At 69.9% G+C, this 7,882-nt stretch carries 6 protein-coding genes; all 6 read right to left on the bottom strand.

Translation table 11 applies throughout. The annotated features are described in order from the left end of the window. Nucleotides 1-316: 316 nt before the first annotated feature. The 6 genes from thrB to argS all read right to left on the bottom strand — a co-directional run bounded on the left by thrB (nucleotide 317) and on the right by argS (nucleotide 7,847). Nucleotides 317-1,264: a homoserine kinase gene (gene thrB, locus QZV84_RS02105; protein WP_292824609.1), complete on the bottom strand. Its 948-nt coding sequence runs from the start codon at nucleotides 1,262-1,264 to the stop codon at nucleotides 317-319. Further along, complete coding sequence (gene thrC, locus QZV84_RS02100; RefSeq protein ID WP_292824607.1) at nucleotides 1,261-2,337, bottom strand: threonine synthase; 1,077 nt, start codon at nucleotides 2,335-2,337, stop codon at nucleotides 1,261-1,263. Before thrC ends, thrB begins: the two co-directional genes overlap by 4 nt. A 2-nt stretch (nucleotides 2,338-2,339) precedes the next feature. Then, nucleotides 2,340-3,728: a homoserine dehydrogenase gene (locus QZV84_RS02095; protein WP_292824605.1), complete on the bottom strand. Its 1,389-nt coding sequence runs from the start codon at nucleotides 3,726-3,728 to the stop codon at nucleotides 2,340-2,342. Continuing rightward, nucleotides 3,725-5,164, bottom strand: coding sequence for a diaminopimelate decarboxylase (lysA, locus tag QZV84_RS02090; RefSeq protein WP_292824603.1), 1,440 nt, complete (start codon nucleotides 5,162-5,164; stop codon nucleotides 3,725-3,727). Before lysA ends, QZV84_RS02095 begins: the two co-directional genes overlap by 4 nt. Nucleotides 5,165-5,351: 187 nt before the next feature. After that, nucleotides 5,352-6,173 (bottom strand): DUF2993 domain-containing protein, encoded by an 822-nt coding sequence (locus QZV84_RS02085; RefSeq protein ID WP_292824601.1) that lies wholly within the window; start codon nucleotides 6,171-6,173, stop codon nucleotides 5,352-5,354. 6 nt (nucleotides 6,174-6,179) lie between these two features. After that, nucleotides 6,180-7,847, bottom strand: coding sequence for an arginine--tRNA ligase (argS, locus tag QZV84_RS02080; protein ID WP_292824599.1), 1,668 nt, complete (start codon nucleotides 7,845-7,847; stop codon nucleotides 6,180-6,182). Nucleotides 7,848-7,882 lie beyond the last annotated feature (35 nt).

Below are 7,882 nucleotides of genomic sequence, written 5' to 3'. Positions count from 1 at the left end.
GCCGGCTCGGCCTGAACCGCCGGCTCAGCCGGTGCCGCGATGGTGCTTTCAGCCGACGTATCGGTGTCGTCGTCGCCCGCGTGCTCGACGGAATCGGGCGCTTCAGTGCGCTCGTCCTCCGTGGCGTCGACGGTCTGGATGTCGGAGATGGACTCCACGAGTTCTCCCTCGTAAACGTGTGGATGATCTTTTCTGCGCGAAACGTCCGCCACAACGGCCGTCAGCCCGCGCCGCGCTTCAGCAGATGTGATGACTTATGAAGGCGGGGGGTCGTGCAGGGGTTCGCAGATTGCGATCGGAGGCCAGATTCACGTAGCTACGTGGAACCCTCCGTTACGTCCCTTACTGTACCACCCTTGAAGTCGACGGCCAGCATCAGCGCCTCCCAGGGAGTGTCCGTCACACGCGCCGCGAGGTCGGCCGCTTCGAGGCGGCGGCCGGGCCCGTCGGCGAGCACGAGCACGCTCGGCCCCGCCCCCGACACGACCGCGGCGAAGCGGGCATCGCGCAGCGAGCGCACGAGCCGGTCGGTCTCCGGCATCGCCTGCGCACGGTAGCTCTGGTGCAGTTTGTCCTCGGTCGCGGCGAGCATCAGTTCGGGGCTCTGGGTCAGCGCGGCGATCAGCAGCGCCGAGCGCGACACGTTGAAGACGGCGTCTTCGCGAGGCACCTGCAGGGGCTGCAGGCTGCGCGCGACGCTCGTGGACATCGTGTGCTCGGGGACGAAGACCAGCGGCGAGACACCGCGGTGCACGAGCAGCTTCTTGTGCTGCGGACCGGACTCGTCCACCCACGCGATCGTCAGACCGCCGAACAGGGCCGGCGCGACGTTGTCGGGGTGCCCCTCGAGCTCGGTCGCGAGCCGCAGGAGGGCGTCCGGGCCGAGTTCGACGTCGCCCGCGAGCAGGCCCTTCGCCGCGAGCAGGCCAGAGACCACGGCGGCGCCGGACGATCCGAGGCCACGCCCGTGCGGGATCACGTTGTGCGCTTCGAGCCGGAGTCCCGGCATCCGACGCCCCACCGCCTCGAACGCGTAGGCGATCGCGCGGACGACGAGATTGGAAGCGTCGCGCGGCACGGAATCCGCCCCCTCGCCGCTGACCAGCACCTCAAGGCGGTCCTCGCCGAGAACGGTCACGACGAGTTCGTCGTACACGCTGAGCGCCAGACCCAGCGTGTCGAAGCCGGGACCCAGGTTCGCGCTGGTTGCGGGAACCCGCACCGCGACGGCGCGTCCCTGCGCGGGCGCCGCGGTTTCGGTCACCTCGCGACCAGCCCGAGGACGGATGCCACGTCCGAAGTCGTCGCATCGACCACGATCGGCTCGACCTGTGTTCCGTCCGCGTTGCGGAGCGCCCACTGCGGGTCCTTCAGGCCGTGCCCGGTGACGGTGAGCACCACCCGCGCGCCCTTCGGGACCACGCCGGCTTCGACACGGTCCAGAAGGCCCGCGACGCTGATCGCGGAGGCCGGCTCGACGAAGATGCCGACCTCGCCGGCGAGGAGCTTCTGCGCAGCGAGGATGCGGTCGTCGTCGATCGCGCCGAAGTAGCCGTCGGTGGCGTCGCGCGCTTCGAGGGCGAGCTCCCACGAGGCCGGATTGCCGATGCGGATCGCGCTCGCGATCGTCTCGGGGTGCTTCACGATCTCGCCGCGGACCAGCGGCGCACTCCCCTCGGCCTGGAAGCCGAACATGCGCGGCACGCGGGTGGCGACCCCGGCGTCGGCTTCTTCGCGATACCCCCGGGAGTAGGCGGTGTAGTTGCCCGCGTTGCCCACCGGGATGAAGTGGAAGTCCGGCGCATCGCCGAGGGTCTGAACGACTTCGTAGGCGGCCGTCTTCTGCCCCTCGATGCGGTCGGGGTTCACGGAGTTCACCAGGTGCACCGGGTAGTGGTCCGCAAGCTCCCTGGCGATCTCGAGGCAGTCGTCGAAGTTGCCGCGGATCTGGATGAGCTGGCCGTTGTGGGCGACGGCCTGGCTGAGCTTGCCCATAGCGATCTTGCCCTCGGGCACGAGCACAGCGGCGGTGATGCCGGCGTGCGCGGCATACGCCGCAGCGGATGCCGAGGTGTTTCCGGTGGAGGCGCAGATGATCGCCTTCGCGCCGCGCTCGATCGCGCGTGACACGGCCACCGTCATCCCGCGGTCCTTGAACGATCCGGTCGGGTTCATGCCCTCGAACTTGACCCAGACGTCCGTGCCGGTGCGGCGCGACAGCGCGGGCGCGGGAAGGAGGGGGGTGCCGCCCTCGCCGAGCGTGACGACGGTCGAGGTGTCGGTGACTCCCAGCCGATCGGCGTACTCGCGGAGGACTCCGCGCCAGACGTGTGCCATTGTCAATCTCCTTCTACGCGCAGCACCGAGACGACCCGCTCGACGACGCCGCTCGCGGCGAGTCGATCAACGGTGTCACTGAGGTCCTGCTCACGGGCTTTGTGCGTTCCGATCACCAGTCGGGCAACCGGTACGCCGAGGTCGGGGTGGTCGATGACGGTCTGCTCGACCGTCGCGATCGAGACGCGGCCTTCGCTCAGGATGCCTGCCACCGTCGCGAGCACACCGGGCCGATCCTCGACTTCGAGTGTGATCTGGTAGCGCGTCGTGACACGGCCGATCGGGACGATCGGGAGGTTCGCACGGGTGGACTCCCCCACACCGACGCCTCCCGCGATGTGCCGGCGGGCGGCTGAGACGATGTCGCCGAGCACAGCCGACGCGGTCTGAACCCCTCCGGCTCCGGCGCCGTAGAACATGAGGTTGCCGGCAGCCTCGGCCTCGACGAACACGGCGTTGTTGGCGCCGTGGACGCTGGCCAGCGGGTGGTCGCGGTGGATGAGCGCCGGGTAGACGCGCACGGAGATCGCCTCGCCGCCATAGGCGGCTGCACGGCGGTCGTCGAGCAGCGGCGAAGCCCCGTTTCGAGACGCTCCTGTCGAAGAGGCATCGGTCTCGTTCTCGAGCCGCTCGCACACCGCGAGGAGCTTGATGACGTAGCCGGCATGGCGGGCGGCGTCGATCGCGAACTTGTCGATCGACGTGATGCCCTCGCGGTGGACGGCATGCAGGGGCACCGTCGTATGGAAGGCGAGGCTGGCCAGGATCGCCGCCTTCTGCGCCGCGTCGTACCCCTCGACGTCGGCCGTGGGGTCGGCTTCGGCATAGCCGAGCGCCTGCGCCTCGGCAACGACATCGCTGAAGTCGGCGCCCTCGGTGTCCATGCGGTCCAGGATGTAGTTCGTCGTGCCGTTGACGATGCCCATGATCCGCCGGACGCGGTCGCCGGCCAGCGAATCGCGCAACGGGCGGATGATCGGGATCGCTCCCGCCGCGGCGGCCTCGTAGTAGACCTGCGCGCCGACCTGATCGGCCGCGTCGAAGATCTCCGGGCCGTGCGTCGCCAGCAGCGCCTTGTTCGCCGTGACCACATCAGCCCCGGAGTTGATCGCCTGCAGCAGGTAGGTCTTAGCCGGCTCGATGCCGCCCATGAGCTCGATGACGATGTCGGCGCCGATGATGAGGGATTCGGCATCCGTCGTGAAGAGCTCGCGCGGCAGGTCGGTCTCGCGAGGGGCGTCGGGGTCCCGCACCGCGATCCCGACGAGTTCGAGCGCTGCGCCTGCGCGGTCGGCAAGCTCGTCCCCGTGCTTGAGCAGCAGGGCGGCGACCTGCGAGCCGACGGCTCCGGCACCCAGCAGCGCCACCCTCAGGCGGCGGTAGTCGATCATTCGGCTCCCTCTGTTCGTTCGAGACGATCGCTCGGCGCGACCCGACCGCGGTCCAGGCCCGCATCGTGCGCCAGCAGGTCATCGATGCTCACGCCGCGCACGATGACCCGGGCGGAGCCGTCGCGCACCGCCACGACGGGCGGCCGCGGCACGTAGTTGTAGTTGCTCGCAAGCGAGAAGCAGTAGGCGCCGGTCGCCGGCACAGCCAGCAGATCGCCCGGCACCACGTCTGCGGGCAGGTAGTCGGCGTCCACGACGATGTCGCCCGACTCGCAGTGTTTGCCTACGACGCGCACGAGCACGGGGTTTTCGGTGCTCACGCGCGAGGCGATGCGGGTTGAGAAGTCCGCGCCGTAGAGGGCCGGTCGAGCATTGTCGCTCATGCCGCCGTCGACGCTCACGTAGAGGCGCTGCCCGCCGCCGTCGACCTCGACGGGCTTGGTCGTTCCGACCTCGTACAGCGTGACGCCGGCCTGGCCGACGATGGCTCGCCCCGGTTCGAACGCGAGGTTGGGCACCGGGATGCCGCGCGCCGCGCACTCGCGGACGACGGCCTCGACGATGCCTGTCGCGAGTGCTTCGATCGGCGTCGGATCGTCGACGGACGTGTAGGCGATTCCGAAGCCGCCGCCGAGGTTGAGGACCGGGATGTCGCCGCCCGCCAGCAGGTCGGCGTGCAGCTCGACGAGGCGGGCAGCCGACTCCTGGAACCCGGCGGTACCGAAGATCTGCGACCCGATATGGCAGTGCAGACCGACGAATTCAAGGCCCGCGCACTCCCGGATGCGGGCGACGACGGCGGGCGCCTCGCTGAGCGTGAAGCCGAATTTCTGGTCCTCGTGCGCGGTCGCGAGGAAATCGTGCGTCTCGGCGTGCACGCCGCTGTTGACGCGCACGAGCACGGCCTGCGTCGCCCCGGCGCGTTCGGCGACCGCGGCGAGCCGGTCGAGTTCGACCCAGCTGTCGATCACGAGGGAGCCGATCCCGACCGCCACGGCGTTCTCGAGTTCGGCGACGCTCTTGTTGTTGCCGTGGAAGCCCAGCCGGGCCGGATCGGCGCCCGCGGCCAGCGCCACGGCGAGCTCGCCGCCCGTGCAGACATCGACGGCGAGGCCCTCGGCGGTGACCCACCGCACGACCTCGGAGCACAGGAACGCCTTGCCGGCGTAGTAGACGCGCGCCTGCACTCCGTGCGGCGCGGCGGCCGCGCGGAACGCCGCCAGCGTGCGGCGTGCGTGCGTGCGCACCTCTTCTTCGTCCACGACGTACAGCGGCGTGCCGAACTCATCGCGCAGCTGCGATGCCGAGACGCCCGCGATCCGCAGCACGCCGTCGTCGTCGCGGCGGGCGGATGCCGGCCACACGCCGTCGGCGAGCGCGTTCGCGTCGCTCGGAGGCAGGAGCCAGTCCGGGGCGAGCGAGGTGGAGACGGACAACTCGGACCAATCGTGGAAAGGAGGCTTCGGCGCGACTGCTGCGGGCGGGACCCGTGCTCAGCGGGGGTGCCGCGGCAGCGGTGCACTCACGCGCCGGGCGGTTCCCAGAAGTCTAGAGCACAGCGCATGCCGCGCTCGGCTTGAATAGCACAGCGCATGCCGCGCTCGGCTTGCGTCACGCCGAGGGTCACTCGCACACGCCCACGTCCTGCACGGCAGTGTCCGTGACGATCGCGGGGTCGATGTCGAGGTCGGCGACGACCTGGTCGCCGGTCACCGCGATGCTCGTGAGGGTAGCTCCGGCCGGGATGTACTGCGCGATGCAGATCGTCCAGTCGCGCAGCACCGTGTCGGCCAGGCCGCCGAACCGGCTCTTCAGGTCGGCAGCCTGGATGTCGCTGCCGGCCAGCTGGAGCGATGCCGGGGTCAGCACGATGTCGCCCTCCACGGCGGTGGGCGTCAGAGCGACGCCGACGGGCAGGGTGACGCCGAACAGGCTGAGCTCGGTCGACATCGTGAGGTTCGGCTCGGCGAGGCCCACGGACCCGGCCGGAAAGTTCTCCACGGTGGACAGCAGCGTGCGCAGCTGCTCTTCGTCCATCACCACGGCCGCCGAGGCGGCTCCGGCGCCGGCATCTCCCCGGATCGCGATGTCCTGCGCACGGATCGTCACATCGCCGGAGAACGCCTCGAGCTCGACGTCGTCGGACGAGATCGTCACCTCGTCCAGGCTTCCGCTGATCAGCTGGGGAAGCACCGCGCCCTCGACGGTGACATCGACCTGCTGGTCGGCGGGCAGCGACAGCTGGGTGATGACCTGCTCGCGGATGGTGCTGGTCACCACGACACGGGCGATCCACTCCCCTGCGAACCACGCGGCGACCGCGAGACCCGCCACCACTATCAGCGCGACGACCCAGGTCCAGGCCCGTCGGCGACGCTTCGGCGCGGCCTCCATGTAGGTGTGAGGAGGGAGAGGCTGAGTCGGCTGGGTGTCGCCTGCGGTCATTGCGTCCTACATCCGTTCTGGCGCGTCCACGCCGAGCAGGTCGAGCCCGTTGCGCAGCACCTGGCCGGTCGCGTCGTTCAGCCACAGCCGGGTGCGGTGCACATCAACGATGGGCTCGTCGCCGAGCGGGATGACGCGGCAGTTGTCGTACCACCGGTGGTACAGGCCGGCGAGTTCCTCGAGATAACGTGCGACGCGGTGCGGCTCGCGCATCTCGGCGGCGAATCCGACGATGCGGGGGAATTCCTGCAACGCGCCGAGCAGCGCGGACTCGGTCTCGTGCGCGAGCAGCTCGGGTGCGAACGCGCTGCGATCGACACCGGATGCAGCGGCATTGCGCGCCACGTTGTGGGTGCGGGCGTGCGCGTACTGCACGTAGAAGACGGGGTTGTCGTTCGTGCGCCGACGCAGGAGCTCGGGATCGAGGGTCAGCGGCGAGTCGGCAGGGTAGCGGGCGAGCGAATAGCGCAGCGCGTCCGTGCCGAGCCATTCGCGCAGGTCGTCCATCTCGATGATGTTGCCGGCGCGCTTGGACAGGCGCGCGCCGTTGATCGAGACGAGCTGCCCGATCAGCACCTCGATGTTCTTGTCGGGGTCATCGCCCGCGGCGCCCGCGAGCGCCTTCAGCCGGTGCACGTAACCGTGGTGGTCGGCTCCGAGCAGATAGATCCTGTGCGCGAAGCCGCGGTCGCCCTTGTTCAGGTAGTAGGCGGCATCCGCCGCGAAGTACGTGTACTCGCCGTTCGAGCGCCGGATCACCCGGTCCTTGTCGTCGCCGAAGTCGGTGGTGCGCACCCACACCGCACCCTCTTCGTCGAAGACGTGGCCCTGCGCGCGCAGGCGGTCCACGGCCTCGTCGACCAGGCTCGGTTCACCGTCCGAACCCGGAACGTGCAGGGTGCGCTCGGAGAACCAGACGTCGAAGTGCACGTTGAACTTGGTGAGCGAGGCCTGCAACTCGCCGAGCTGGAAGTCGTACGCCAGATCGCGCGCCGTGGCCAGCTGGTCGTCGGCATCCCGCTCGAGCAGGTCGGGCGCGGCCTCGAGCACGCGCCGCGCAAGGTCGTCGATGTACGACCCGGCGTAGCCGCCCTCGGGTGTCGGCTCGCCCTTGGCGGCGGCAAGGACGGACTGGCCGAACCGCTCCATCTGGGCGCCGGCGTCGTTGATGTAGAACTCGCGGGCCACCGTCGCCCCGCTGGCCAGCAGCAGGCGCGCGATCGAGTCGCCGAGCGCGGCCCAGCGGGTGTGCCCGATGTGCAGCGGGCCGGTGGGGTTGGCGCTCACGAACTCCACATTGATCGTGTTGCCGCGCTGCGATTCGTTCGTGCCGAAGGCCGCGCCCGCCTCGACGATGGTCTTGGCCAGCGAGCCGGCCGCGGCGGCATCCAGCCGAATGTTGATGAAGCCCGGACCGGCGACCTCCACGCTCGCGATACCGGGCGTCGACTCCAGACCCGCGGCGATCTCGGCGGCCAGTTCGCGCGGGCTGGCGCCGACGGCCTTCGCGAACTTGAGCGCGGCATTCGAGGACCAGTCGCCGTGATCGCGATTCTTGGGACGGTCCACAGTCAGATCGGATGCCGTCAGCCCGGCCGTCGATCCCTCGCGTCGCGCCTCGGCGAGCGGCGTCACGACGGCGAGCAGAGCGGCGGCGAGTTCTTCGGGATTCATAGCCGCACCAGTCTACGTTTGCGCGGCCTGCCGCC

Source organism: Microbacterium sp. (assembly GCF_011620715.1).
Taxonomy (GTDB): domain Bacteria; phylum Actinomycetota; class Actinomycetes; order Actinomycetales; family Microbacteriaceae; genus Microbacterium.
Note: the sequence above shows the minus strand (reverse complement) of the source record. Positions and strands in the feature narration are given on the sequence as shown.